Below are 25,632 nucleotides of genomic sequence, written 5' to 3'. Positions count from 1 at the left end.
GCACACCCGTCCGACGCATGAATCCCGACCCGGGGCTGGGACGGTCCCGGGTACCCAAGACCCGACGACAAGGCACATCCACGTGAACCTGCGCAACCAGTGGCCGGTCCTGCCCATCGTGGCGGGGCTGGCCTCCGGCCTCCTCACCGGCTGCGGCTCGGAGAACGGCGACTCGGGGGCCGACGGCTCCACCGTGGTGATGGGGATGTCCGACGACGTCCTGGCCACCGACCCCGCCTCCGGCTACGACCCGGGCTCCTGGCTGTTGTTCAACAACGTCTTCCAGTCGCTGCTCAGCTTCCCCAACGGGGGCACGGAGCCGCAGCCCGAGGCCGCCAAGGAGTGCGCTTTCAGCGACGCGCAGACCAAGGTGTACAAGTGCACCCTGCGCGACGGCCTGAAGTTCAGCAACGGTGACTCGCTCACCTCGGAGGACGTCAAGTTCTCCTTCGACCGCATGCTGAAGATCAACGACGACGCCGGCCCGGCGATCATGTTCCCGATGCTCGACTCGGTGGACACCCCCGACGAGAAGACCGTCGTCTTCAACCTCAAGGTGCCCGACGCCACCTTCCCCAGCAAGATCGCCTCCGGGGCCGGCTCGATCGTCGACCACACCCAGTACGACGAGGACGGCCTGCGCACCGACGGCGAGGCCGTCGGCTCCGGCCCCTACAAGCTCGACTCGTTCGGCGACGACAGCGCGGTCTTCTCCGTCAACCCGAACTACAAGGGCACCGCCGAGGTCAAGAACTCCGGCGTCACCCTCAAGTTCTTCCACGGCGACCAGACCAAGCTGAAGGACGCCCTCCTCGACGGCAAGGTCGACATCGCCTACCGAGGCCTCAAGGCCGGCGACATCGCCGACATCGAGAAGGACAGCGGCGACGAGGGCATCGACATCGTCGAGGGCACCAGCGCCGAGGTCCAGCACCTCGTCTTCAACATGAACGACCCGGTCGCCGGAAAGCTCGGCGTCCGCAAGGCCATCGCCTACCTCCTCGACCGCGAGGCCCTCGTCGACGAGGTCTACGAGGACACCGCGACCCCGCTCTACTCGATCATCCCGGCCGGCATAGCCGGTCACAACACCGCCTTCTTCGACACCTACGGCGCCCGCCCCTCCAAGGCCAAGGCCCAGGCGGCCCTCCAGGAGGACGGCATCACCGAGAAGGTCAAGCTGACCCTCTGGTCGACCCCGTCCCGCTACGGCCCCGCCACCGACGACGAGTTCAAGGCCATCGCCAAGCAGCTCAACGCCAGCGGCCTCTTCGAGGCGACCGTCCAGTCCGTCCCCTTCGCGCAGTACGAGAAGGACATCGAGGCCGGCAAGTACGGCGTGTACGTGAAGGGCTGGGTGCCGGACTACCCCGACGCCGACAACTTCACCGCCCCCTTCTTCGGCGAGGGCAACGTCCTCGGCAACAACTACACCAACAGCACCATCACCGGCACGCTCATCCCCGGCACCGCAGCCGAGAGCGACCGCTCCGCCACCGACGCCGACTTCGCCGAACTCCAGGACATCGTCGCCCAGCAGGTCCCGGTCATCCCGATCTGGCAGGCCAAGCAGTACGCCGTCACCCGCGAGAACGTCTACGGCCTGGAGTACTGCCTCGACGCCTCGACCGTCTTCCGCTTCTGGGAGATCAACAAGGGCTGACCCGGCCGATACGACGACGAGGGCGCCCCTTCCACTCCAGGAAGGGGCGCCCTCGTCGTCGTACAAACCCGTCCGGCTACTGCGCGCCGGGACGCACCAGCCCGCTCTCGTACGCGTACACCGCGGCCTGCACCCGGTCGCGCAGCCCCAGCTTGGTCAGCACATGCCCGACATGCGTCTTCACGGTCGTCTCGCTGACGAAGAGATCGGCGGCGATCTCCGCGTTCGACAGTCCCCGTGCCACCAGCTTCAGCACCTCGACCTCACGCTCGGTCAGCGTGTGCAGGGTGTCCGGCACGGGCTCGTCACCCGACGGGAGATGCCCCGCGTACTTGTCGAGCAGCCGGCGCGTGATGCTCGGCGCGAGCATCGCCTCACCCGCGGCCACCACGCGGATCGCCTGCACCAGCTCGTTCGCCGGCGCGTCCTTCAGGAGGAAGCCACTGGCACCGGCCCGCAGCGCCTCCACCACGTACTCGTCGAGATCGAAGGTCGTCAGCACCAGCACCTTCGCCGGCCCGTCCCGCCCAGGACCCGTGATCTGCCGAGTCGCCTCGACCCCATCCATCCGCGGCATGCGAATGTCCATCAGAACCACATCGGGCTGCAGGGCCCGCACCTGGTCGATCGCCTGAAGACCGTCTCCGGCCTCGCCGACGACCGCGATGTCCTGCTCGGCCTCCAGAATCATCCGGAACCCGGTACGCAGCAGCGGCTGGTCGTCGACCAGTAGAACGCGGACGGCCACGTAGTTCTCCTTCGCTAGCCCATCCCTATTCTGCCCTGTGGTGTGACGCGCCCCGATAGGGGCGCGGGGAACTGCGCGACAAGCCCCCACCGGGCCCGCAGACAACTACGGCGCAACCGGCGGAGCCACCCGCACAGGCAACGGATAGGGCGGGGGAGTCCCCCCAAACTCCGGACACACGGCCTGATGATCACACCAACCGCACAGCTTCGTCGGCCGAGGCCGCCAGACCCCGGACTCCGTCGCCTCCCGAATCGCCTCCCACAAGGAATGCAGCTTCCGCTCCACCCGCTCAAGATCGGCCACCACAGGGTCGTACGTCACCACATCCCCACTGCCGAGATACACCAGCTGCAACCGCCGAGGCACCACGTTCTTCAACCGCCACACGACCAGCGCATAGAACTTCATCTGGAACAGCGCACCCTCCGAATACTCCGGACGCGGCGCCTTCCCCGTCTTGTAGTCGACGATCCGCACCTCACCCGTGGGCGCCACATCGACCCGGTCGATGATCCCCCGCAGCTTCAGCCCCGAATCCAGCTCCGCCTCGACGAACAGCTCACGCTCGGCGGGCTCCAGCCGCGTCGGATCCTCCAGCCCGAACCAGCGCTCCACCAACTGCTCCGCCTCGCCCAGCCAGCGCGTCAGCCGCTCCCCGTCCGGATCGTCCGCGAACAGCTCAACCACCTCAGGGCGCGACTCCCGCAGCCGGTCCCACTGGCCCGGGATCAGCGACTTCGCCCGGGGTGCCGTCCGCTCCGCCGCCGGTGCGTCGAACAGCCGCTCGAGAACGGCGTGCACCAGCGTGCCTCTCGTCGCCGCCTCACTCGGCTTCTCCGGCAACCGGTCGATCACCCGGAACCGGTACAGCAACGGACACTGCATGAAGTCACTGGCCCGCGAGGGCGACAGCGAAGACGGCGCGGAGGGCAGCACGACCGGCGAGACGGACTCGGCGGCGCCCTCAGTGCTGATTTCCATGACGACGACCTTACGGCCCACCACTGACAGTGACCCACCCACCGCCACGACCACACCGGCACAGCCTGGCGAACACAGGGGGTGCCGGGGCGGAACACATCGCGACGGCCGCATACCATCGACCCGAGACCCTTCCGCCCCGGAGCGGAAAAGGGAGACGCATCCGACAAGGGGACACAGTGGACGAGAGCGGCGGGAGCGGGCAGCCGCGCTCCGGCAACGACCAGTCGACCGACCGCCACACCGGGCGGACGGCCTCGACCGCCGACCCCGCACACCCCGAACCCGCGACCGCCGACACCACGACGGAGCCCGCCCTGAACGAGCGGGACAACGAGCCGAACGACGAGCGGAACGACAAGCCCACGGAACCCGCGAAACCGACCGAGGAACCCACCGGGCCGGACGCGCCCGCCGACACCACCGGCCGCAACCGCGCCACCCCCCGCCTCGGCAAGTCCCGCGCCCCCCAGAAGCCCAAGAAGGAACCCGGCGGCGGACTCCTCATGGGACGCCCCTTCGGCGTACCCGTCTACGTCGCCCCCAGCTGGTTCCTCGTCGCCGCCCTCATCACCTGGGTCTTCGGCGGCCAGCTCGACCGCGTACTACCCGAACTCGGCGCCCTGCGCTACCTCGTCGCCCTCTTCTTCGCGGTCGCCTTCTACGCCTCCGTCCTCGTCCACGAACTCGCCCACACCGTCGCCGCCCTCCGCTACAAACTCCCGGTACGCCGCATCCAGCTCCAGTTCTTCGGCGGCGTCTCCGAGATCGAGAAGGAGTCCGAGACCCCCGGCCGCGAGTTCGTCCTCGCCTTCGTCGGCCCGCTGCTCTCCCTGATCCTCGCGGGCGTCTTCTACCTCGCCCTCCAGACCGTCGAATCCGGCACCGTCCCCGGCGTCCTGCTGGCCGGCCTGATGATCTCCAACCTCATCGTCGCCGCCTTCAACCTCCTGCCCGGCCTGCCCCTCGACGGCGGCCGGATGCTTCGCGCCGTCGTCTGGAAGATCACCGGCAAACCCATGAGCGGTACGATCGCCGCCGCCTGGGTCGGCCGCGCCCTCGCCGTCTCCGTCCTCATCGGACTCCCGCTGCTCACCCAGTCCGGCGCCCTCGGCTCCAGCGCCGAGGACAGCGTCGGCATGGACACCGTCACCGACGCCCTGCTCGCCGCCATCCTCGCCGCGATCATCTGGACCGGCGCAGGCAACAGCCTCCGCATGGCCCGCCTGCGCGAACACCTCCCGGAACTCCGCGCCCGCAACCTCACCCGCCGCGCGGTCCCCGTCGAGACCAACACCCCGCTCTCCGAGGCCCTGCGCCGCGCCAACGACGCCGGCGCCCGCGCCCTGGTCGTCGTCGACCCCGACGGCGAACCCCTCTCCCTCGTCCGAGAGGCCGCGATCGTCGGCGTACCCGAACACCGCCGCCCCTGGGTCTCCGTCAGCGGCCTCGCCCAGGACCTCACCGACGGCATGCGTGTCTCGGCGGAACTCTCCGGCGAGGAACTCCTCGACGCCCTGCGCGCGACCCCCGCCACCGAATACCTGGTCGTGGAGGAGTCCGGCGAGATCTACGGAGTCCTGTCGGCGGCCGACGTGGAACGCGCCTTCGTCAAGGCGATGGCCCGCCCGAACTAGAGCCGACGCCAGCGGCGGGCGGCCAGACGCTCGACGAGCAGGTAGTGGACGAGCAGCGACAGGAACCAGGTCACCACACCCCCCACCAGGAACAGAGCGAGCGGACCGAGCCCCGGCTGACCGCGCAGCAGCAGCCAGTACACGGGCAGATGCAGCAGAAACAGGCTGTACGACATCCGGCCGACCTCCGTGACCAGATCCCCCGACAGCAGCCGCACCAACGGCCCCCGGCCACCGCACAGCACCGCCGTCAGCACAGCAGCACCCAGGACGACCGCGACCATGGACCAGCCGCCACCCGACCCTCCGCCCCGCAGGACGGCCGCCACCCCCAAGGCCCCCGCAGCGGCGAAACCGGTCACCGCCAGCAGCACGGCCCCCGGCCGGGACACCGCACGGCCACCGCGCTCAGCCAGATGAACGAGGCACGCGGCAACAGCACCGGCCGGCAGCGCGACCGCCTGTACGCCGGAGACGACCCCCGGATCGGGCAGCGCCCCGTATGCCGCAGCGACGGTCACCGCCCCGCCGAGCAGGGCGACGACCAGCGCCACCGGGGCAAGCCGCCGCCGGGCCAGGAGACACAGCCCCGCCAGCAGAAGCGACCACGCCACCACGGAACGCGCGGTTACGTCCACCAACCACAGCGGGGCAAGCGGCGCGTCCGGCGTAGGGACGGCACCCAGCGGTCGCCCCCGCAGCCACTCGGCCCATCCGCCATGTCCGAGCGCCCAGTACGCCCCGAGGGTCACCCCGACCGACACCAGCAGCGCGGGCACCAACCGCTTCGCCCGACGACCCAGGAAGCCGACCACGCCGGTCCTCCCGGTGGCGGTCGCCCGACGGAGCAGGGGCAGGGGCACGAGGAATCCCGAGAGCACCAGCAGGACATCGACACCCGCACCGGCCCAGGAGAAGTCCGACCCGCCCACGCCCGTGTCATGCAACAGAACGGCCAGTACAGCGACTCCCCGCAGACCGTCCACAGCGGAGAACCGCCTTCCGCCGATCCCCTGCCCGGAATCCGGCGCCACAGGCGGTGAGGGGGAGCGAATCACGGCCACAGGGGGAGCACCGCCGAATGCTCCCCCGAACGCGACCGGTCCCACCTCGACGCTCCGGGGCATCCGGGCGGCCTGGAGAGGCACCGTGTCGTCTTGAGCCCCTCCCGTCGACGGGCGGGGACGGGAACCGTACTCGTTCCACAAGCGCTCCTCGTTCATCGCGGCCAGGTCCGGAAACAGGAGGCGACAACGGCCTCGGCGGGACGCCCGATGAAGGACGCGCGGGAGTCGGCGTCGGCGCCCGCCGCGGGGTCGGCGTGGAAGTCGAGGTTCCACCAGTACAGGCCCGCCATGTCCCGCTCCCGGGCGACCTGACAGGCCGCCGCGAACCAACGTTGCTGCACCGTCGGGTTGAGCTTCCCCTCGCCGTTCCAGACGGCCGGATGACGATAGGCGCCGTCCTCGGCGATGATGCCGACCTCGCTCAGCACGATCCGGGGCAGTTTCCCCGTGCTCTTGCGGTCCAGCCAGCGCTGCCAGCCCTCCGCGATCTCCGCGACGGAGGCGTCGTCGCCGAGCCGGGGGAGGGGGAAGTAGGCGTCGACGCCCAGGTGTTCGACGGGGACGGGGACATGCCGGGAGACGTAGTCGTCCCAGTTGGCGTCGTAGGACAGCTCACCGGTGAACGACCTCCGCGCGGTGGCGATCAGCGAACGCCAGCGCGGATCGTCCTCCAGCGACGTCAGCTCCGCCCCGACCACGAAGGTGCTCGCGTGATGCCGGGCCGCGACCTTGAGATACGGCGCCAGGAAGGCCTCGTACGACCGGAACCAGGCCGCCCGGTCCGCCGGGGCCAGCGAGCCGCGCCAGGCCAGGGGATCCCGCGCCACCAGGCTCCGCTCATCGAGAAGCGGACGCACGGTGATCCGCAGCCCGGCCGCCGCCGCAGTGTCCAGGAGCATCCCCAGATGCCGTACCGAAGGCGTCTCGGCCGAGGCACCGACCCGGCTCGCCCTCGGCCCGGCGGTCGCGAACGGAAAAGTCACCGAGACCGCGTTCATGTCCTTGCCGACCATGTAGTTCACCAGCCGCAGCGAGTTGGCCCGCACGGACGCGTCCGTCTCGCCCGGGTACGTGTACCAGAGCACCTGCGCACCGAGCTGGGGATCCCCGCTCCGCCAGGGCCGGGCGACCCGCGCCGGAGCCGGGTTCTCGGCCGCCGACACGGATACGGATGCGGACGGTGTGGCCGCCGCCGGGGCTCCGGCTCCCAGGGAGACGCACCCACTCGTGAACAGAAGGGCGGAGAGGGAGAGAAGAGCGAGGCCACGCAGACCCCGAAGACGTGTACGCATCCCTCAGGCCGGCTTCGCGATCACGACGAACTGGTTCTCCACGCCCCGCAGACACCGCAACAGCCCCCGGAACGACCCGGCCGCCTCCCACAGCGCGAAGAACGGCATCAGGGCGACCACCGCCACCGGCTCCCACCACAGCCGACGGCCATTGGCGGACACCGAGGCGTTGATCTTCAGGCCCTCCCAGTACATCCACACCGCGTACCCCATGGTCACCGCCCACAGCGGCAGAATCCACGGCGTCACCGGCGAGGTGTTGAGATCGCCGAGCAGCGCACCGACCGCCAGGACGACCCCGACATGCTGGAACGGCCCCATCACCCACGTCGTCACGCTGTACATGAGCAGCGCCCTCGACCGGCGCGGCAGACTGCGGTTGAAGGCCAGCCCCACCAGACCCCACGACCAGCGCTCCCGCTGCTTCAGGAAGTCCCGCATGGTCGCGGGGGACGCCCCGTAACTGCGGCCGGAGAACCAGTCGCTGCGCCCCTTGTAGCGACTGGCGAAGACCAGGGCCAGATGAGCGTCCTCGCAGATGGAGTCCGGGCCGAAGTCCCAGCCGATCGTCGCCTCGATCGACGCACGGAGCAGCAGCAGCTCGCCGTGCAGCCCGGCCAACGGAGTACCGCCGCCGGTGAGGACCGCGAAACGGGCGATGTCGTCGGCGGGACGTATCGCGTCGGCCAGCCACGTCAGCCGGTTGACCGCGTTCTCGCGCGGATACGTCAGCATGCCCTGCGCCAGATGCTTGCCGTCGGGACCCGCGCGCCGCTGGGCGTTGATGAACCGCGCGACCTGCTCGGCCGTGTCGGGACCGACCCCCGTGTCGTCGTCCATGTGCAGCACCCACACGTCGTCCAGGGCCTCGCCCTCGGCGATGCGCAGCTCATGGGCGTAGTGATTGGCGCGGGCCTTGAAACGGGTGCCATTGGGCGTGCGATAGACCTTCGGCACGGTCACCACACGAATCAACGGGCTCCGGGCCGCCAGGGCGTCGATGCGCTCGGCCGCCTCACAGCCCTCCTCCGTCAGGACGTCGATCCGCAGCGCGGGGAACCAGCCCGGCAGGAACGCGCAGTACGACAGCACCGACCGCTCCAGCGCCGGATACGTGTCGTCCCGTCCAATGGTCGGCACGAGCACCACGAGCCGGTCGTGCAGCGCCGGAGCGGCACTGGTCCAGCCCCGCTGACGCGCGATACGGCGACGGGTAAGCACGGCACCGGTGATCCCGACGAGCGAACTGACGACGGGCAGCGTCCACAGGACAGTCACCACCCAGCCCATCAATGTCGGCCTGGGGGAGTACAACGCGGAGGAGAAGACATAGGCGAGACCCGCGGTGACCAGGAACGGCAGGAAGCCCGGCTTCCACACCGCCTGACGCCTCACCATCCGCGCGGTGCGGCGCGACGGGAAGACGTCGATGCCGTCGGCGGAGGTGGCCATGATCACCCACTTGCGTACAGAAGGACGGACTCGTCACCAAGGCCCGGAACACCCCCGAAGCTCTAAGCGGAACCATGCATGCCGATTGTGGATTTTGTGAAGATGATTCCCGTCACAGGCCAGGCACCCGGAGCCGGCCACTCATCCACCGACGCGATGGTCGGCAGCCCCCGCCAACACCAGTAGGCTGTTCACATGTCCGAACCGACCGGTGCCGCCCGCAGGCGCGGGCCCTTCAAGGTCGGGGACCAGGTACAGCTGACCGACCCCAAGGGCCGCCACTACACGTTCACGCTCGAAGCCGGAAAGAACTTCCACACCCACAAGGGTTCCTTCCCGCACGACGAGCTGATCGGCGCACCCGAGGGCAGCGTTGTCCGCACCACCGGAAACGTTGCCTACCTCGCGCTGCGCCCCCTGCTCCCCGACTACGTCCTGTCCATGCCCCGCGGCGCCGCCGTGGTCTACCCCAAGGACGCGGGGCAGATCCTCGCCTTCGCCGACATCTTCCCCGGCGCACGCGTCGTGGAAGCGGGCGTGGGCTCCGGCTCACTCAGCAGCTTCCTGCTGCGCGCCATCGGCGACCAGGGCATGCTGCACTCCTACGAGCGCCGCGAGGACTTCGCCGAGATCGCCCAGCAGAACGTCGAGCGCTACTTCGGCGGCCCCCACCCCGCCTGGCAGCTCACCGTCGGCGACCTCCAGGACAACCTCAGCGACACCGAGGTCGACCGGGTCGTCCTCGACATGCTCGCCCCCTGGGAATGCCTTGAGGCCGTCTCCAAGGCCCTCGTCCCCGGCGGCATCGTCTGCTGCTACGTGGCGACCACCACCCAGCTCGCCCGGACCGTCGAGTCCATCCGCGAGATCGGCTGCTTCAACGAGCCGAGCGCCTGGGAGTCGATGGTCCGCAACTGGCACATCGAAGGCCTCGCCGTCCGCCCCGACCACCGCATGATCGGCCACACCGGCTTCCTGCTCACCGCCCGCCGCCTCGCCGACGGAGTCGAGCCCCCCATGCGCCGCCGCCGCCCCTCCAAGGGCTCCTACGGCGACGACTACACCGGCCCCAACGCCGACGGCGGCAACGGCCGCTGACCACGTCAACGCACCAACACCGTGGCCGAGTTCCCCCAGCACACCGGGAACTCGGCCACACCGCTTTCCGGCTGACGCCCCAACAGCACCAGTACTGACAGCGACCACCACACACCCCGCCGTTCCCTCGCGCTGTGACGTGTGGCACTATGCGGGACACCCCACCGGTACAGCCCTCCACGGGAGACACTCCGAGTGCAGCACTCCGCCGTCCCGGAACTGGCACACACGCACACCCGCCCCATCCACTGGCTCGCCACGGCCACCGCCCTCGCCGGAGTCGTCGCCCTCTCCTCGGCCCTCCAGCCGGACTCCGCCACCGCGGCCCAGGCCGCAGGACCCGCCGGAAAACCCGCAGCGGCCGTGGCACCCCCCGACCCCACCGGCGTCGACTTCCCCCTCCAGTGCGGCCCCCTCCCGGTCCTCGTCCAGGAAAAGGCCACCGGAGACCTCGACGGCGACGGCAGACCCGAAACGGTCGCCTCCGTACGCTGCGACGCCGGCTCCGGCACCCCGCCCAACGGCGTGTACGTCCTCACCCAGGCCGCCGACGCCAAGCAGCCCCGCGTCGTCGCGACCCTCGTCGACCCCAAGGACCGCCTCACCGTCACCGACCTCACCGTCAGTGCCGGCGCCGTCACGGCCACACTCCTCGGCTACTCGTCCCTCGACGTCCCCAGATGCTGCCCGGACGTCAACGAGCGCGCCAAGTGGCAGTGGAAGAACGGCGCGTTCCTCCGCTCGACACCCGCCGGCGCACAGAGCGTGTGAACACGCTCCCGCCGACCGGCGGGCGGCCACGGAACATACGTACGGCGAACACCGTGTGAGAAATCAGACAGAGGCATTACGAGAATCAGTCGACGGTGGCGCGGAGTGGTCGGACGATCACTCCGCGTCCGGGCCGAAAACCTCGACCCTGTCCGAAACTCGACGTACGTGAATACAGTCGCCCGGACACTCCTTCGCGGAGTCCACCACATCGGTCAGCAACGGCAGCGGAACCGGCGTCGTCGCGCCCGGGGCCTGCAACAACTCGTCCCCGGGGCTCTTCACGTACGCCAGCCCGTCGATGTCCAGCTCGAAGACCTCGGGCGCGTACTGGACACAGATTCCGTCCCCCGTACACAGGTCCTGATCGATCCAGACCTCCAACGCCTCACCGCCGGCCCCGGCCTCCTCCTGCACGGTCATATCTCCTGCCGTTTCTGCCCCGAGCAAGACAATCCGACGGCAAGTCGGCCCAGCTCTGACGGGTGTTGAACACTTCGACCCTACCTCCGGCCGCTTCCCAATCATGTTCTGTGGGTATTCCCCTGGCGTGAGGGAGAGCGCAAGGGTGAAGATCGGACACACCTCGACAGTCTTTGTGATCTAGGGGTTTCAATCGACACCCACCCAGGTAGGGTCTGGAAGCGTCCAGCTCCCCTTGGAGGAGGTGAGGACCGTGGCAGCCCACGACGACGACATGAACCGCGGCATCCGCCCGGGACGAGGGTCCGACGACCCGTCCGGGCAGATTGCCTACCTTGAGCAGGAGATCGCCGTCCTGCGGCGCAAGCTCGCCGACTCTCCGCGACACACGAGGATTCTCGAAGAGCGGATCGTCGAGCTGCAGACCAACCTGGCCGGCGTGTCCGCGCAGAACGAGCGGCTCGCCAACACACTCCGAGAGGCCCGCGACCAGATCGTGGCCCTCAAGGAGGAAGTCGACCGGCTCGCACAGCCCCCGGCCGGCTTCGGTGTCTTCCTGGTCGCCAACGAGGACGGCACGGCGGACATCTTCACCGGAGGCCGCAAACTCCGCGTGAACGTCAGCCCCAGCGTCGAGCTCGAAGAGCTACGACGCGGCCAGGAAGTGATGCTCAACGAAGCTCTCAACGTGGTCGAGGCCATGGAGTACGAGAGCGTCGGCGACATCGTCACCCTCAAGGAGATCCTTGAGGACGGCGAGCGCGCCCTGGTGCAGGGGCACACCGACGAGGAACGGGTGGTACGGCTCGCCGAGCCCCTCCTGGACGTCGTCATCCGCCCCGGCGACGCCCTCCTGCTCGAACCCCGATCCGGGTACGTCTACGAAGTCGTACCGAAGAGCGAGGTCGAGGAACTCGTCCTCGAAGAGGTACCGGACATCGGCTACGAGCAGATCGGCGGCCTGGGCAACCAGATCGAGATGATCCGCGACGCGGTCGAACTCCCGTATCTCCACCCCGACCTCTTCAAGGAGCACGAACTCAGGCCGCCCAAGGGTGTCCTGCTCTACGGGCCCCCCGGATGTGGAAAGACGCTCATCGCCAAGGCCGTCGCCAACTCGCTGGCCAAAAAGGTCGCCGAGGTCACCGGCCAGGCCCAGGGCAAGAGCTTCTTCCTCAACATCAAGGGCCCCGAACTCCTCAACAAGTACGTCGGTGAGACCGAGCGGCAGATCCGCCTCGTCTTCCAGCGCGCTCGTGAGAAGGCCAGCGAGGGCACCCCCGTCATCGTCTTCTTCGACGAGATGGAATCCCTCTTCCGCACCCGCGGATCCGGCGTCAGCTCGGACGTGGAGAACACCATCGTCCCCCAGCTCCTCGCCGAGATCGACGGCGTGGAAGGCCTGCAGAACGTGGTCGTCATCGGCGCCTCCAACCGCGAGGACATGATCGACCCCGCCATCCTGCGCCCCGGCCGCCTCGACGTGAAGATCAAGATCGAACGTCCGGACGCCGAATCCGCCAAGGACATCTTCCAGAAGTACCTCACCGACCGCCTCCCGCTGCACCCCGAGGACGTGGGGGAGCACGGCGGCGACAAGGGCGCCACGGTCCAGAGCATGATCCAGACCGCCGTCGAACACATGTACACGGAATCCGAGGAGAACCGCTTCCTGGAGGTCACCTACGCCAACGGTGACAAGGAAGTCCTCTACTTCAAGGACTTCAACTCCGGCGCCATGATCGAGAACATCGTGGGCCGGGCCAAGAAGATGGCGATCAAGGACTTCCTCGACCACAAGCAGAAGGGCATCCGCGTCTCCCACCTCCTCCAGGCATGCGTGGACGAGTTCAAGGAGAACGAGGACCTCCCCAACACCACCAACCCCGACGACTGGGCCCGGATCTCCGGAAAGAAGGGCGAACGGATCGTCTACATCCGTACGCTCATCACCGGAAAGCAGGGCGCCGACACCGGACGCTCCATCGACACGGTGGCCAACACCGGTCAATACCTGTAAAAGACGGGGTGGCTGCGGGTGCCCTCACCGGGTACCCGCAGCCAACTGTTTTTCAGGCCACAGCCGGAGCAAGGCAATGACGCAAATGATCTCCCCACCAGCGCAAAGGCGTTCTAGGCTCTTTCGTACCGCCGAGTCGCGCAGTGCGGGGACGGGCACCGCACACGCACCGGAGCGCCAGCGGTACTTGAGCGGCGTCCCCGACCGAGGACACCGCCGGGCAAGGAGGGCCGCATGACCGTACGGCGAGTAATGGGCATCGAGACGGAGTACGGGATCTCCGTCCCCGGCCACCCCAACGCCAATGCCATGCTCACCTCGTCCCAGATCGTCAACGCCTACGCGGCGGCGATGCACCGGGCCCGCCGGGCCCGCTGGGACTTCGAGGAGGAGAACCCGCTGCGGGACGCACGGGGCTTCGACCTCGCCCGCGAGGCCGCCGACTCCAGCCAGCTCACCGACGAGGACATCGGCCTCGCCAACGTCATCCTCACCAACGGGGCACGGCTGTACGTCGACCACGCACACCCCGAATACAGCTCCCCCGAAGTCACCAACCCCCGCGACGCCGTCCTCTGGGACAAGGCCGGCGAACGCATCATGGCCGAGGCCGCCGAACGCGCCGCACAGCTCCCCGGCGCCCAGCCGATCCACCTCTACAAGAACAACACCGACAACAAGGGCGCCTCCTACGGCACGCACGAGAACTACCTGATGAAGCGGGAGACCCCCTTCTCGGACATCGTGCGCCACCTCACGCCGTTCTTCGTCTCCCGCCAGGTCGTCACCGGCGCCGGCCGCGTCGGCATCGGCCAGGACGGCCACGAACACGGCTTCCAGCTGAGCCAGCGGGCGGACTACTTCGAGGTCGAGGTAGGCCTGGAGACCACTCTCAAGCGCCCGATCATCAACACGCGCGACGAACCCCACGCGGACGCGGAGAAATACCGTCGCCTCCACGTGATCATCGGCGACGCGAACCTGTCGGAGATCTCGACGTACCTGAAGCTGGGCACGACGGCTCTGGTTCTGTCGATGATCGAGGACGGCTTCATCGCGGTCGACCTGGCAGTGGACCAGCCGGTCCGCACCCTCCACCAGGTGTCCCACGACCCGACGCTCAAGCGCCTGGTCACGCTCCGCAGCGGCCGCACACTGACCGCTGTACAGCTCCAGATGGAGTACTTCGAGCTGTCGCGCAAGTACGTGGAGGAGCGGTACGGGTCCGACGCCGACGACCAGACGGTCGACGTCCTGGCCCGTTGGGAAGACACCCTGAACCGCCTGGAGAACGACCCCATGAGCCTCGCAGGCGAGCTCGACTGGGTCGCCAAACGAGAACTCATGGAGGGCTACCGACGCCGCGACGACCTCGACTGGGACGCCGCCCGGCTGCACCTGGTCGACCTCCAGTACGCGGACGTACGGGCCGAGAAGGGCCTTTACAACCGCCTGGTGGCCCGTGGCCGCATCAAGCGGCTGCTGGACGAGGACGAGGTCGAGCGGGCCCGTACGAAGCCTCCGGAGGACACGCGGGCGTACTTCCGTGGACGCTGCCTGGAGCAGTACGCGGACGACGTCGCGGCGGCCTCCTGGGACTCGGTGATCTTCGATCTGCCGGGCCGGGACTCGCTCCAGCGCGTCCCAACCCTGGAGCCGCTTCGCGGAACGCGTAATCACGTGAAAGAGCTCCTGGACCGCTGCCGCACGGCAGAAGACCTGGTCAGGGTCTTGTCGGGCGGCTGAGCGGGTGTGCGGGCCGGGGTGTCCGGGCAGGGTGGAAAGTGTCGCGTCCGGGAATCATCGAGGTGGTTCCCGGACGTTGTAGCAACAGCGGGGCCAATGTCGGACCCTGCTTGTAGGGTCTGATCAAGAACGTCGAACCGAGCGGGGTGAGGGTTATGGCGACCAAGGACACCGGCGGCGGACAGCAGAAGGCGACGCGCAGCACCGAGGAGGTCGAGGAGGCACCTGAGGCACAGGTATCCGAAGACCTCAAGGAGCGCCAGGAGAAGCTGAGCGACGACGTGGACTCCGTCCTGGACGAGATCGACGATGTCCTCGAGGAGAACGCAGAGGATTTCGTGCGCTCATTTGTGCAGAAAGGTGGTCAGTAGGCCGCTTTTCCCTTCGAATCGAAGGCTCGTGGCTAACGGGGGCGTCGAGTGCCAGAAGAGCAAGATGTGAAGCGCTGTCCGCGGTGTCAGCAGGACAAGCTGCGGACAGCCTTCGCAAGCAACAAGGCGATGCGTGATGGGCTGCAGGTCTACTGCCGGGAATGCGCGTCTGCGTATCACCAGGCGCGGCAGGTGGCCAAAGGGCGCAACGTTCGGCCGCGAGTAGATGTGCCCGCAGGCCACAAGTACTGCCGCACGTGCGGCGAGATCAAACCGCACAGTGAGTGGACGCGGAATCGCACTGCCTCCGACGGCTTCGCGACGCCATGCAAGCCATGCAAGGCGGTGAAGGGGCGCGCGGGTCATCTGAAGCGCAACTACGGCATCACCGAAGCCCAGCGTGACGAGATGGTCGCCTCTCAAATGGGGCTCTGCGTGATCTGCCTGAAAGCTCCTGCCATTCATGTGGATCACTGCCACGAGACGGGTAGGGTCCGTGGCGTACTGTGCTTCAACTGCAATTCGGCCATCGGCAAGTTGGGAGATGATCCCGACGCTGTTCGTCGGGCTGCCGCCTACTTGGAAGGATCCCCGTGGAAGCCAACACTCGTAGCACCGGGCGTCTACCGGCTGCCTTCCTGACGCCTGGGTCGTCGTCCTTCATGGACTTCTTGTCCGACCATCAGCCGGAGATGCTTCCGGGCAAGCGGCAGCTGCCGCCCACCCAGGGCGCCATCGAGGCCCCGCACGGCACGACCATCGTGTCCGTCACCTTCCCGGGTGGTGTCGTGCTCGCCGGTGACCGGCGGGCGACCATGGGGAACGTCATCGCGCAGCGGGACATCGAGAAGGTGTTCCCGGCGGATGAGTACTCGGCCGTCGGGATCGCCGGCACCGCCGGTCTCGCCGTCGAGATGGTCAAGTTGTTCCAGCTGGAGTTGGAGCACTTCGAGAAGGTGGAGGGTGCGCAGCTCTCGCTGGAGGGCAAGGCGAACCGGCTGTCCACCATGATTCGTTCGAACCTCGGTATGGCCATGCAGGGTCTTGCCGTGGTGCCGCTGTTCGCCGGGTTCGACGTGGACCGGGGGAAGGGGCGCATCTTCTCGTACGACGTGACGGGTGGGCGTTCCGAGGAGCACGGTTATGCGGCGACGGGGTCGGGGTCGCTGTTCGCGCGTGGTGCGATGAAGAAGCTGTACCACCGTGATCTGAGTGAGGCGGATGCGACGACGCTGGTGATCCAGGCGTTGTACGACGCGGCGGACGACGACTCGGCGACCGGTGGTCCTGATGTCGCGCGCCGGATCTACCCGATTGTCACGGTGATCACCGAGGACGGTTTCCGCAGGCTCGGGGACGAGGAGTCCGCCGAGATCGCCCGTTCGATTCTGGAGCGGCGTCTGGAGCAGCCCGACGGCCCGCGTGCCGCGCTGCTGTAGTGCCTCTTCTTGTCCAGGTGGTCCAGTGACTTCGACAGATTCGACAGAAAGGGACGGATAACCGGTGTCGACTCCGTTCTATGTCTCACCCCAGCAGGCGATGGCGGATCGGGCGGAGTATGCCCGTAAGGGCATCGCGCGTGGTCGCAGCCTGGTTGTGCTGCAGTATGCCGACGGCATCGTGTTCGTCGGCGAGAACCCGTCCCGTGCGCTGCACAAGTTCAGCGAGATCTATGACCGGATCGGCTTCGCGGCTGCCGGTAAGTACAACGAGTACGAGAATCTGCGGATCGGTGGTGTGCGGTATGCCGATATGCGGGGGTACACGTATGACCGTGCCGATGTGACGGCTCGTGGTCTGGCGAACGTGTACGCGCAGACGTTGGGCACGATCTTCTCTTCGGCGGCGGAGAAGCCGTACGAGGTGGAGTTGGTCGTTGCGGAGGTCGGTGAGACTTCTGACGGTGATCAGATCTACCGGCTGCCTCATGACGGGTCGATCGTCGATGAGCACGGTTCGGTGGCGGTCGGTGGTAACGCCGAGCAGATCAGCACGTATCTGGATCAGCGTCATCAGGACGGCATGTCGTTGGCCGAGGCGCTGAAGTTGGCGGTTCAGGCGCTGTCGCGCGATACGAACGGTACGGAGCGGGAGATTCCGGCGGAGCGGCTGGAGGTCGCGGTGCTGGACCGTACGCGTCCGCAGAAGCGGAAGTTCAAGCGGATTCTCGGTCGTCAGCTGGGTCGGTTGCTGGAGGCCGACGGGGCGACCACGGAGGCGGAGAGCGCCGTCGAGGAGGAGTAGCCGCCCGCTTGTTTTTTCTTGCTTGATTCGCACCCCGGTTGCCTTTGGCGGCCGGGGTGCGGGCGTTGGTGGGGGTTCAGGGGCTGCGGGGCGGTGCTGTGGAGTCTCGTACGACGAGTTGGACGGGGATGTCGCCCTGGGTGGGGGTGCGGCCGTCGAGGACGGCGAGGAGGGCTTGCATGCCGCGTTCGCCGAAGAGTTCGGCGTCGAGTCGTACGGTCGTCAGTTCGGGGTCGATGGCGGTGGCGAGGGCGAGGTCGTCGAGGCCGGTGACGGAGAGGTCGTCGGGGATGCGCAGGCCGAGGCGGCGGATGGCCTTGTAGGCGCCGGCGGCGAGTTTGTCGTCGTCGCAGACGAGGGCGGTGGGGTGGGGGCCGGGGGCCGTCAGAGCGGCTGTGGTGGCCTGCTGGGCGCCCTCGATGGAGATGGGGGCGTGGATGGTGCGTACATGCGTGTCGGGGACGGTGGCGAGGCGTGTGGCGAGTTCGTGGGCGCGTACGGCGAAGGTCCAGGAGGGGATGTCGGCCGCGAGGTGGAGGAAGTGGCGGTGGCCGAGGCCGAGGAGGTGGTCGGCGACCTGGCGTGCGCCGTCGGCGATGTCGAGGTTGACGGTGGCGGCGCCGAGGCTTCCTTGTGGGTCGCTGTCGAGCATGACGAGGGGGAGCTGGTCGCCGCGGATGGCGGTGAGGGCGTCGGCGGCCATGGAGGAGGCGAGGACGCCGTCGAGGGCGGCCTGGGCGGAGTGGAAGGGGTCGCGGGCGGGGCCGATGCCTTCGGGGGAGGGGTAGAGGACCACGCCGAAGCCGTGTTCGGCGGCGATGCGGGCGGCTCCGGTGTAGACGCCGGCGAAGAACTCGGTGGTGAGGGCGGGGACGACGAGGAGGACGGTGCGGGTGTGGCCGAGGCGGAGGTTGCGGGCGGCGAGGTTGGGGCGGTAGCCGAGTTCGCGGGCGGCTTCGCGGACGCGTTCGGCGGTGGTCTCGGAGACGCGGCCGCGCCATTTGTCGCCGAGGACGAGGGAGACGGCGGCCTGGGAGACGCCGGCGGCCTGGGCGACGTCACGGCTGGTGGGTCGGGTGCTGCCTCGTGCCACCGTGGGCCTGCTCCTTCGTGTGGACGTGCGGACAGCGCACATGGTACGTATGGCAGGCGACGTTATACGTAACACCTCCGGCGTCGCGGTTGACGGGAAGGGCTGGTCATGGCATCGGGATACCTGGAGATCCTCAGGGCGCGGCACGCGGTGCGGCTGCTCGTGGGCACCCTGGTGGGCCGGTTGCCGAACGCCACGGCGGCGATCGCGATCGTGCTGTTCGTGCGTGCCGAGGGCGGTACGTACAGCCTCGCCGGCGGGCTCGCGGCGGCGTACGGGGTGGCGAACGCCGTGGGGCAGCCGCTGCTGGGGCGGCTGGTGGACCTGTGCGGGCAGCCGCGGATCCAGTTGTCGGGCGCGCTCGTGTCGGCGTTCGGTATGGGAGTGTTCGCGTTCGCGGGCACCGATCCGCTGCCGCTCGCGTATGCCGCGGTGGTGGTCGCCGGGCTTTTCACGCCTCCATTGGAGGGCGGTCTGCGGGCGCTGTGGCCCTCTGTCCTCCGTAAGGAGGACCAGGTGCACACGGCGTACGCGATGGACGCGGTGGCGCAGGAAGTCATGTTCACCGTGGGGCCGTTGCTGGTGACGCTGTGCGCGTCGCTGTGGTCGGCGCAGGCCGCGCTGCTGGTGCTGAATGTGATCGGGGTCCTGGGGGCGTTGTCCGTGGTGTTGTCGCCGCCCTCGCGCGCGTGGCGTTCGGCGCCGCGCGAGGCGCACTGGCTGGGTGCGCTGCGGTCGCCGGGGCTGCTGGTGATGCTGGGGGCGTTCCTGTTCGTGGGGATCGCGCTGGGGTCGATCACGGTCGCGTCGGTGTCGTACGCGGACGACAACGGTGGTGACACGGTGTACGGCTGGCTGATGGCGGCCATCGGGCTGGGTGCGCTGCTGGGCGGGTCGGTGTACGGGGCGCGGCAGTGGAGCGGTCCTGCGGAGCGGCGGCTGACGGTGCTGGTGGGGCTGCTGGCGGTGAGTTATCTGCCGTTGACTCTGATGCCGGGTGCGGTGGCGATGACGTTGCTGATGGTGCTTGCCGGGGTGTTTCTGGCGCCGGCGCTCGCGTGTGTGTTCGTGCTGGTGGATCGGCATGCGCCGCGGGGGACGGTCACCGAGGCTTTCTCCTGGCTTGTGACGACGTTCACGGTGGGTGCGTCGCTGGGGACGGGCCTGGCGGGACCGGTTGTGGAGTGGGGCGGAACGGTGTGGGGGTTCGTCGTGCCGGGGGGTGCGGGGGCCGTGTCGTTGCTGGTTCTGCTGGTCACCGGGCGGGTGCTGGCGGTGCCCGCGGGGGGTGCGGTGGTTGCGGTCTCATCGGAAAATGATCCAAACCGTGCTGCCGGATCCCGTTTCAGGTCGGGGGATCGGGCGTAATGTTCAGTCATGGACCGCCGCATTTTCGGGCTGGAGAACGAGTACGGCGTCACGTGTACGTTCAGGGGACAGCGGCGTCTGTCTCCCGACGAGGTGGCTCGGTACCTCTTCCGCCGTGTCGTGTCATGGGGCCGGAGCAGCAACGTCTTTCTGCGAAACGGCGCCCGCCTCTATCTTGACGTGGGATCACATCCGGAATACGCAACGCCGGAATGTGACAACGTGACGGAACTCGTCACCCACGACAAGGCCGGCGAGCGCATTCTCGAAGGACTCCTGGTGGACGCCGAACGACGCCTGCACGAGGAAGGAATCGCGGGCGACGTCTACCTCTTCAAGAACAACACGGACTCGGCGGGCAACTCTTACGGTTGCCACGAGAACTATCTGGTGGCCCGGCACGGGGAGTTCTCCCGGCTCGCGGACATCCTCATTCCGTTCCTCGTCACCCGCCAGCTCCTGTGCGGTGCGGGCAAGGTGCTGCAGACTCCGCGTGGTGCTGTCTACTGCGTGAGTCAGCGGGCCGAGCACATCTGGGAGGGCGTCTCCTCGGCGACGACCCGGTCCCGGCCGATCATCAACACGCGTGACGAACCGCACGCGGACGCCGAGCGTTACCGTCGGCTGCATGTCATCGTCGGTGACTCGAACATGTCCGAGACGACGATGCTCCTCAAGGTCGGTGCCACCGACCTCGTGCTGCGCATGATCGAGGCGGGCACGGTGATGCGGGACCTGACCCTGGAGAACCCGATCCGGGCGATCCGCGAGGTCAGCCATGACATCACGGGCCGTCGCAAGGTGCGGCTGGCCAGCGGCCGGGAGGCCTCGGCGCTGGATGTGCAGCGCGAGTACTACGAGAAGGCCGTGGACTTCGTCGAGCGACGGGGTATCCGTACGGGCACGGTCGAGCAGGTGCTGGAGCTGTGGGGCCGGGTGCTCGACTCGATCGAGGCCGAGGATCTGGACCGGATCGGCACCGAGATCGACTGGGTGATGAAGTACCAGCTCATCGAGCGGTACCGGGCGAAGCACAATATGACGATGTCGCATCCGCGCGTCGCTCAGATAGACCTCGCCTATCACGACATTCACCGCAGGCGGGGTCTTTACTACCTGCTGGAGAGGAAGAACCAAGCCGCGCGGATCTGCAACGACTTGAAGATCTTCGAGGGCAAGTCGGTTCCGCCGCAGACCACTCGTGCGCGGCTGCGCGGTGACTTCATTCGGCGGGCTCAGGAGCAGCGCCGTGATTTCACGGTCGACTGGGTGCATCTGAAGCTCAACGACCAGGCGCAGCGCACGGTGTTGTGCAAGGACCCGTTCCGCAGTGTCGACGACCGGGTGGAGAAGCTGATCGCCGGTATGTGAGTCGCCGGTGGATCGGTCTCCGATATGTGAGATTTGCGGCCGGGTATGTTTCCGGAACGCAACGCGGGCGCCGTACGTTTCCCGTACGGCGCCCTTCGCACGCCGTAGAGTTGCGCGCACGCCAGCAACACAAGATCGACACCGATACGAGGCTTTCACCGTGCGCCGACGCTCAGTTCTCCTTGCCGTACCTGCCGGACTTGTCACGCTCGCCGGATGCGGTGACGACGAGTCCGACTCGAGCAAGGCCAGTGACAGCCCGTCCCCTTCGGCCTCGGACTCGGGTTCGTCCACCGCGCCGGCGCCGAAGATCGTCGACGGTCCGCTGCCGGCGGTCACCGCGGGGGCGAAGTTCGGTGAGAAGCCGACCGTGGCCAAGGGCAGCGGTGAGCCGTCGAAGGACCTCGCGGTGAAGACGCTGATCGCGGGCAACGGCAAGACGGTCGTGGAGAACGACTACGTCGTGGCGGACTACCTGGGCCAGATCTGGGATTCGGCGAAGGTCTTCGACAATTCGTACGACCGGGGGACCGCGCTGGTCATCCAGCTCGCGCAGGGCAGCATCATCGACGGCTGGCGGTATGCGCTGACGGGCAAGAAGGCCGGTAGCCGGGTCGAGATGGCCGTCCCGCCGACCTGGGGTTACGGCACGTCCGGCAACTCGCAGGCGGGTATCAAGGGCACCGACACGCTGGTGTTCGTGGTGGACGTCAAGGACACGTTCAACGCGAAGAGTTCGGCGAAGGGCAAGGTCGTCGCCCAGGACGACGCGGCTCTGCCGAAGGTCGGTACGAACACCGACGGTGAGGCTCCCTCGATCGAGGTCCCGAAGGCGACCGCGCCCACGAAGCTGGTGGCGAACTATGTCATCGAGGGCGATGGCGAGGTGGTCAAGGAGACCGATTCGGTCCTCGTGCAGTACAAGGGCGTGCTGTGGGACACGGGCAAGGAGTTCGACTCGTCGTACAAGAACGGGCAGTTGGTCTCGTTCGGGCTGTCGCAGGTCGTCAAGGGGTGGGCGCAGGGGCTGACGGGCAAGAAGGTCGGCAGCCGCGTGATGATCTCCATCCCGCCGGCCCTGGGCTACGGCGACAACCCGCCGCAGGGCAGCGGTATCGAGAAGGACTCGGTGCTGGTGTTCTCCGTGGACATCCTCGCGAAGATGTGAGCCCTTGAGGGGACTTGTACAGGGGAGTCGGCCTGGCGCGGGCGTCTGCCCGCCGGGGATGAAAGACTGTCCGTGTTGCCTTTGTTCATTCACCAGCAGGAGCCAGAGACGTGAGCATCGAGAAGCCCGAGATCGACTTCCCCGAGGGCGAGCCGCCGGCGGACCTCCAGATCAAGGACATCTGGGAGGGCGACGGCGCCGAGGCGGTGGCGGGTCAGAACGTCACGGTCCACTACGTGGGCGTCGCCTTCAGCACGGGCGAGGAGTTCGACGCCAGCTGGAACCGGGGCAACCCGTTCAAGTTCCCGCTGGGTGGCGGCCGGGTCATCAAGGGCTGGGACCAGGGTGTCCAGGGCATGAAGGTCGGCGGCCGTCGCGAGCTGACCATCCCGGCCCACCTCGCCTACGGCAACCAGAGCCCGACGCCGGCGATCAAGCCGGGCGAGACGCTGATCTTCGTGGTGGACCTGATCGCGGTCTGACCGTCCTCCGGTCCGATCGTCGTACGACAGTCGAATGGGATCGGGATCAGGTCGGATCGTCGTACGACACAGGTACGAGGTTCGACCGGACTTGATCATCTGGGGTCCATGCCTGTCCGGGCATGGACCCTCGGCTTTTGCCGCGCCACTTCGGAGCGGTACGGTCATCCGTCGTAAGCACCATAGGGAAGGCGAAGGGCGTCGATGGCGATTGCCAAGGCAGAGCGGCTGATGAATCTGGCGCTGTGTCTGCTCGGGACGCGCAGGCCGCTGAGCAAACGCGAGCTGCGTGACTCCATCGAGGCCTACCTTGAGGCGGGCAGCGACGACTCCTTCAACCGGATGTTCGAGCGGGACAAGGACGATCTGCGCGAACTCGGGCTCGTGATCGAGACGGTGGAGAATCTCGACGGCGAGGTCGGCTACCGCGCCGGGCGTGACAGCAACCGGCTGCCGCCCATCACCCTCGACGCCGAGGAGGCCGCCGCCCTGGGCCTGGCCGCGAAGGTCTGGCAGCAGGCGAGGCTGGCCGGTGCGGCCAGTGGCGCGCTGCAGAAGCTGCGCGCGGCCGGACTGCCCGAGGATGTCGACCCGTACGAGGCCCATGGCGCCCTCGAGCCGCGTATTCCGGTGCACGAGGCGGCCTTCGAGCCGCTGATGCTGGCCTGCCGGGACCGCCGCCCGGTCCTCTTCGACTACCGCAAGGCCACCGCAGCCCGCCCGGAGCCCCGTCATGTGGAGCCGTGGGCGCTGGAGTGCTGGCGCGGCCACTGGTATCTGGCGGGCTGGGACCGCGACCGGAGCGCCGAACGCGTGTTCCGGCTGTCGCGGATCACCGGCAAGGTCCGCAGCCGGGGCGCGAAGTTCACCGCCGAGGTGCCCGATGTCGTCACGGTCCGCGAGACCGTCGCCAGCTGGGCGGGGGAGACCGCCGACCGGTCCGCGCTGATCCGGCTGCGGACGGGCGCCGGTTACCCCCTCCGGGCGAAGGCGGCCCAGGTCCGGGAACTCGGCGACGGCTGGGACGAGTTGGAGATTCCGTACGGGCACGGGCTGGACGCCTGGCTGGTGGAGTTCGGGCCGGACGTGGTGGTCCTGGAGCCGGCGGAGCTGCGGGCCGATGTGGTCGACCGGCTGCGCGCCGTGGCCAAGGGCTGAGGGGGAGCACAAGCAAGTGGCAGGCAAACCGGCCAGGCCCGTGAACGCCATCGACCAGACGCGGCGGATGCTGTCCCTGGTGACCTATCTGCGTGAGCGGCCCGGCGCGCGCGTCGGCGATGTCGCCCGCGCGTTCGGGATCACCGAGGACGAGCTGGTCTCCGACTTGGACGTGCTGCCCATGTGCGGCACCAGCTTCCGGGGTGGCGACCTGCTCGACATCGACACCGACGGCGAGCGGATCTGGTGGCACAACCCCGCCGCCCTCGGGGAGGAGGCCGCCGAACCGCTGCGGCTGGCCGCCGACGAGGCGACCGCGCTGCTGGTCGCCGCCCGCGCGGTGTCCACGCTGCCCGGGCTGCGCGAGGGCGACCGGCAGGCGCTGCTGCGGGCCACCGCCAAGGTGGAGACGGCCGCCGGTGAGGCCGCCGGGGCCAGCACCCGGCTGTCGGTGACCTTCGAGTCGGAGGGCGGGGTCTTCGCGGACGTCGACCGGGCGATCTCCGAGCGCCGTCGGCTGCGGATCCGCTACTACTCGCCCGCGCGCGACGAGGTCACCGAGCGGGAGATCGACCCGATCCGGCTGGTCAGTGTCGGGCACACGTACGTCGAGGCCTGGTGCCGGCGCTCCGAGGCGCGCCGTACCTTCCGGCTGGACCGGGTCGCCGAGATCGAGATCCTGGACGAGCCGTCCGTGCCGCCCGAGATAGAACTGCGGGACCTGTCGGAGGGACTGGTGCAGCCCGCCGCCGAGGACCCGGAGGTGGTCGTCGAGGTCGGGCCCGGCGGGCGCTGGGTCGCGGAGTACTACCCGCACGACAGTGCCGATGAGCTTCCCGACGGCGGGCTGCGTATCACTTTGCGCACCCCCGATCCGGCGTCGCTGCGGCGGCTGGCGCTGCGGCTGGGGCGGGACGGGCGCATCGTCTCGCCGCAGGGGCTCGCGGACAGTGCCCGGCGGGCGGCCCAGGAGGCGCTGGCGGCGTACGACGTACCGCCGCAGGGTGTCGTCGGGGTGCACGGGGTTCAGGACGGGCTGTACGGCGGACGGGAGCAGGAGCGTTGAGCGAGTCTCCGATGTCAGGTGTGCGGGACATGACGGTTGCGGCTGCCTTCGCGGGGATGAGGAGAGTGGCGCCCGTGGTGTTCCGGGCCGCCTGCCCGGACTGTCGTGGGAATTTCGAGCTGACCGCCAGTGCGCTGCGGCTGGCCATCGGGGCCAGCAGTCGGACGACCTTCTACTCGTTCACCTGTCCCGACTGTGATGTCACTGTCCGTAAGCCTGCCGGTGAGCGTGTGGTCGAGCTGCTCACCGGGGGTGGGGTCAAGACGTTGCGGTTGGCTGGGCCGTCCTGAGGGGTGGGGCTGGGGGCGGGTTTGTTTCGCCCCCGCCGCCCCTACCCGTTCCCATCCTTCTGGGGGCTGCGCCCCCAGACCCCCCTTTGTCCTCAAACGCCGGACGGGCTGGATAGTCAG

At 68.3% G+C, this 25,632-nt stretch carries 24 protein-coding genes; 17 read left to right on the top strand and 7 right to left on the bottom strand.

The genetic code is table 11. The features are described 5' to 3' along the window. Window positions 1-82 precede the first annotated feature (82 nt). Window positions 83-1,663, top strand: a complete 1,581-nt coding sequence (locus ACFYXF_RS41275) for an ABC transporter substrate-binding protein (RefSeq protein WP_389357491.1) — start codon at window positions 83-85, stop codon at window positions 1,661-1,663. 76 nt (window positions 1,664-1,739) lie between these two features. On the opposite strand, the gene ACFYXF_RS41270 is transcribed toward ACFYXF_RS41275, so the two are convergent. Both ACFYXF_RS41270 and ACFYXF_RS41265 read right to left on the bottom strand, forming a co-directional pair. After that, a complete protein-coding gene (locus tag ACFYXF_RS41270; RefSeq protein ID WP_105974642.1) occupies window positions 1,740-2,411 on the bottom strand; it encodes a response regulator transcription factor in 672 nt (223 codons plus the stop codon). Between the two features lie 105 nt (window positions 2,412-2,516). Continuing rightward, window positions 2,517-3,395: a RecB family exonuclease gene (locus ACFYXF_RS41265; RefSeq protein WP_389357489.1), complete on the bottom strand. Its 879-nt coding sequence runs from the start codon at window positions 3,393-3,395 to the stop codon at window positions 2,517-2,519. A gap of 179 nt (window positions 3,396-3,574) precedes the next feature. Here ACFYXF_RS41265 and ACFYXF_RS41260 point away from each other — a divergent pair, with 179 nt between their 5' ends. Then, the gene (locus ACFYXF_RS41260; RefSeq protein WP_389357487.1) at window positions 3,575-5,032 is read left to right on the top strand and encodes a site-2 protease family protein; all 1,458 of its coding nucleotides are present in this window, start codon (window positions 3,575-3,577) and stop codon (window positions 5,030-5,032) included. Here the strand turns inward: ACFYXF_RS41260 and ACFYXF_RS41255 are convergent. From ACFYXF_RS41255 to ACFYXF_RS41245, 3 genes are all read right to left on the bottom strand, one after another. Continuing rightward, entirely contained in the window at window positions 5,029-6,159 is a 1,131-nt protein-coding gene (locus tag ACFYXF_RS41255) for an acyltransferase family protein (RefSeq protein WP_389357832.1), read from the bottom strand. The genes ACFYXF_RS41260 and ACFYXF_RS41255 overlap by 4 nt on opposite strands. A 92-nt stretch (window positions 6,160-6,251) precedes the next feature. After that, on the bottom strand, window positions 6,252-7,391 hold the full coding sequence (locus tag ACFYXF_RS41250) for a glycoside hydrolase family 113 (protein ID WP_389357485.1): 1,140 nt from the start codon (window positions 7,389-7,391) through the stop codon (window positions 6,252-6,254). A gap of 3 nt (window positions 7,392-7,394) precedes the next feature. Next, the gene (locus tag ACFYXF_RS41245) at window positions 7,395-8,843 is read right to left on the bottom strand and encodes a glycosyltransferase family 2 protein (RefSeq protein WP_389357483.1); all 1,449 of its coding nucleotides are present in this window, start codon (window positions 8,841-8,843) and stop codon (window positions 7,395-7,397) included. Between the two features lie 195 nt (window positions 8,844-9,038). Here ACFYXF_RS41245 and ACFYXF_RS41240 point away from each other — a divergent pair, with 195 nt between their 5' ends. Next, window positions 9,039-9,941, top strand: a complete 903-nt coding sequence (locus ACFYXF_RS41240; protein WP_389357481.1) for a tRNA (adenine-N1)-methyltransferase — start codon at window positions 9,039-9,041, stop codon at window positions 9,939-9,941. Window positions 9,942-10,136: 195 nt separating this feature from the next. Further along, window positions 10,137-10,712: a hypothetical protein gene (locus tag ACFYXF_RS41235; protein WP_389357479.1), complete on the top strand. Its 576-nt coding sequence runs from the start codon at window positions 10,137-10,139 to the stop codon at window positions 10,710-10,712. 117 nt (window positions 10,713-10,829) lie between these two features. Here the strand turns inward: ACFYXF_RS41235 and ACFYXF_RS41230 are convergent, their stop codons facing one another. Continuing rightward, window positions 10,830-11,135 carry a ferredoxin gene (locus ACFYXF_RS41230; RefSeq protein WP_389357477.1) on the bottom strand — a complete coding sequence of 102 codons (306 nt, stop codon included), beginning with the start codon at window positions 11,133-11,135 and terminating at the stop codon, window positions 10,830-10,832. A 253-nt stretch (window positions 11,136-11,388) separates the two neighbouring features. Here ACFYXF_RS41230 and arc point away from each other — a divergent pair, with 253 nt between their 5' ends. The 6 genes from arc (at window position 11,389) to prcA (ending at window position 17,516) form a co-directional block, all read left to right on the top strand. Further along, the gene (gene arc, locus ACFYXF_RS41225; RefSeq protein WP_105974648.1) at window positions 11,389-13,155 is read left to right on the top strand and encodes a proteasome ATPase; all 1,767 of its coding nucleotides are present in this window, start codon (window positions 11,389-11,391) and stop codon (window positions 13,153-13,155) included. Window positions 13,156-13,389: 234 nt separating this feature from the next. Beyond that, the gene (gene dop, locus ACFYXF_RS41220) at window positions 13,390-14,901 is read left to right on the top strand and encodes a depupylase/deamidase Dop (RefSeq protein WP_389357475.1); all 1,512 of its coding nucleotides are present in this window, start codon (window positions 13,390-13,392) and stop codon (window positions 14,899-14,901) included. Window positions 14,902-15,056: 155 nt separating this feature from the next. Beyond that, the gene (locus ACFYXF_RS41215; protein ID WP_161064777.1) at window positions 15,057-15,272 is read left to right on the top strand and encodes a ubiquitin-like protein Pup; all 216 of its coding nucleotides are present in this window, start codon (window positions 15,057-15,059) and stop codon (window positions 15,270-15,272) included. Window positions 15,273-15,320: 48 nt separating this feature from the next. Next, window positions 15,321-15,914 carry an endonuclease VII domain-containing protein gene (locus ACFYXF_RS41210; protein ID WP_389357472.1) on the top strand — a complete coding sequence of 198 codons (594 nt, stop codon included), beginning with the start codon at window positions 15,321-15,323 and terminating at the stop codon, window positions 15,912-15,914. Next, entirely contained in the window at window positions 15,866-16,711 is an 846-nt protein-coding gene (gene prcB / locus ACFYXF_RS41205) for a proteasome subunit beta (RefSeq protein ID WP_389357470.1), read from the top strand. Before ACFYXF_RS41210 ends, prcB begins: the two co-directional genes overlap by 49 nt. A 64-nt stretch (window positions 16,712-16,775) precedes the next feature. Further along, a complete protein-coding gene (gene prcA, locus ACFYXF_RS41200) occupies window positions 16,776-17,516 on the top strand; it encodes a proteasome subunit alpha (protein ID WP_369037002.1) in 741 nt (246 codons plus the stop codon). A gap of 76 nt (window positions 17,517-17,592) precedes the next feature. Here the strand turns inward: prcA and ACFYXF_RS41195 are convergent, their stop codons facing one another. Continuing rightward, window positions 17,593-18,609 carry a LacI family DNA-binding transcriptional regulator gene (locus tag ACFYXF_RS41195; protein ID WP_389357467.1) on the bottom strand — a complete coding sequence of 339 codons (1,017 nt, stop codon included), beginning with the start codon at window positions 18,607-18,609 and terminating at the stop codon, window positions 17,593-17,595. 108 nt (window positions 18,610-18,717) lie between these two features. Here ACFYXF_RS41195 and ACFYXF_RS41190 point away from each other — a divergent pair, with 108 nt between their 5' ends. The 7 genes from ACFYXF_RS41190 (at window position 18,718) to ACFYXF_RS41160 (ending at window position 25,512) form a co-directional block, all read left to right on the top strand. Further along, window positions 18,718-19,977 carry an MFS transporter gene (locus tag ACFYXF_RS41190; RefSeq protein ID WP_389357465.1) on the top strand — a complete coding sequence of 420 codons (1,260 nt, stop codon included), beginning with the start codon at window positions 18,718-18,720 and terminating at the stop codon, window positions 19,975-19,977. A 9-nt stretch (window positions 19,978-19,986) separates the two neighbouring features. Then, a complete protein-coding gene (gene pafA, locus ACFYXF_RS41185; protein WP_369037005.1) occupies window positions 19,987-21,348 on the top strand; it encodes a Pup--protein ligase in 1,362 nt (453 codons plus the stop codon). Window positions 21,349-21,508: 160 nt separating this feature from the next. Further along, a complete protein-coding gene (locus tag ACFYXF_RS41180; RefSeq protein ID WP_389357463.1) occupies window positions 21,509-22,516 on the top strand; it encodes an FKBP-type peptidyl-prolyl cis-trans isomerase in 1,008 nt (335 codons plus the stop codon). Window positions 22,517-22,626: 110 nt separating this feature from the next. Further along, a complete protein-coding gene (locus tag ACFYXF_RS41175) occupies window positions 22,627-22,998 on the top strand; it encodes an FKBP-type peptidyl-prolyl cis-trans isomerase (protein ID WP_369037007.1) in 372 nt (123 codons plus the stop codon). A 204-nt stretch (window positions 22,999-23,202) separates the two neighbouring features. Further along, window positions 23,203-24,156 carry a helix-turn-helix transcriptional regulator gene (locus ACFYXF_RS41170; RefSeq protein WP_389357460.1) on the top strand — a complete coding sequence of 318 codons (954 nt, stop codon included), beginning with the start codon at window positions 23,203-23,205 and terminating at the stop codon, window positions 24,154-24,156. Window positions 24,157-24,172: 16 nt separating this feature from the next. After that, the gene (locus tag ACFYXF_RS41165; protein WP_389357458.1) at window positions 24,173-25,222 is read left to right on the top strand and encodes a helix-turn-helix transcriptional regulator; all 1,050 of its coding nucleotides are present in this window, start codon (window positions 24,173-24,175) and stop codon (window positions 25,220-25,222) included. Then, the gene (locus tag ACFYXF_RS41160) at window positions 25,219-25,512 is read left to right on the top strand and encodes a hypothetical protein (RefSeq protein WP_389357456.1); all 294 of its coding nucleotides are present in this window, start codon (window positions 25,219-25,221) and stop codon (window positions 25,510-25,512) included. Before ACFYXF_RS41165 ends, ACFYXF_RS41160 begins: the two co-directional genes overlap by 4 nt. The last annotated feature ends 120 nt before the right edge of the window (window positions 25,513-25,632 follow it).

Source organism: Streptomyces sp. NPDC002680, assembly GCF_042889145.1.
GTDB lineage: Bacteria > Actinomycetota > Actinomycetes > Streptomycetales > Streptomycetaceae > Streptomyces > Streptomyces adonidis.
The sequence above is the reverse complement of the archived record's forward strand: the minus strand, read 5'-3'. Positions and strand labels throughout refer to the sequence as shown.